We start from the raw sequence: 1,186 nt of genomic DNA, 5'->3' as shown, positions 1-1,186 counted from the left end.
TATTATGCAATGATTTTTGCAACAACACCCGCACCTACAGTACGGCCACCTTCACGGATTGCGAAACGTAAACCGTCGTCCATCGCGATTGGGTGGATCAGGGTAACGATCATGTTGATGTTATCACCTGGCATTACCATCTCTACGCCTTCTGGCAGTTCGATAGTACCTGTTACGTCAGTTGTACGGAAGTAGAACTGTGGACGGTAACCTTTGAAGAATGGAGTGTGACGACCACCTTCGTCTTTGCTCAGAATATAAACTTCTGATTCGAATTTAGTGTGTGGCTTGATTGAACCTGGTTTTGCCAGTACTTGACCACGTTGAATTTCTTCACGTTTAGTACCACGCAGCAGAACACCAACGTTCTCACCCGCACGACCTTCGTCCAGCAGTTTACGGAACATTTCAACGCCAGTACAAGTTGTTTTAACCGTGTCTTGAATACCAACGATTTCAACTTCTTCACCAACTTTGATGATACCACGCTCAACACGGCCTGTTACTACTGTACCACGACCTGAGATTGAGAATACGTCTTCGATTGGCAGCAGGAATGGCTTGTCAATTGCACGCTCTGGCTCTGGGATGTAGCTGTCCAGGTGCTCTGCTAATTCAACAATTTTCGCTTCCCACTCTGGGTTGCCTTCCAGCGCTTTCAGTGCTGAACCGCGAACAACTGGAGTGTCATCGCCTGGGAAATCGTACTGAGACAGAAGTTCACGAACTTCCATTTCAACTAATTCTAACAGCTCTTCGTCGTCTACCATGTCACATTTGTTCAGGAAAACGATGATGTAAGGAACACCTACTTGGCGACCTAACAGGATGTGCTCACGCGTTTGTGGCATTGGGCCATCAGTCGCAGCAACAACCAGAATTGCACCGTCCATCTGAGCAGCACCAGTGATCATGTTTTTAACATAGTCGGCGTGTCCTGGGCAGTCTACGTGTGCGTAGTGGCGAGTTGGAGTATCATATTCTACGTGTGAAGTAGAGATGGTGATACCACGCGCTTTTTCTTCAGGTGCGTTATCGATTTGATCGAACGCACGAGCAGCACCGCCGTAAGTTTTTGCCAGAACAGTAGTGATAGCTGCTGTCAGAGTAGTTTTACCGTGGTCAACGTGGCCGATAGTACCAACGTTAACGTGCGGTTTTGAACGTTCAAATTTTTCTTTAGACA

1 protein-coding gene is annotated in these 1,186 nt (G+C 47.2%); it reads right to left on the bottom strand.

The genetic code is table 11. The features are described from left to right. Positions 1 to 2 precede the first annotated feature (2 nt). Positions 3 to 1,186 (bottom strand): elongation factor Tu (gene tuf, locus PSF42_RS20730; RefSeq protein ID WP_272680577.1); only part of this gene is annotated, 1,184 nt, incomplete at its 5' end.

The organism is Providencia sp. PROV032, assembly GCF_028484875.1.
Classification (GTDB): domain Bacteria; phylum Pseudomonadota; class Gammaproteobacteria; order Enterobacterales; family Enterobacteriaceae; genus Providencia; species Providencia rettgeri_E.
Note: the sequence above shows the minus strand (reverse complement) of the source record. Positions and strands in the feature narration are given on the sequence as shown.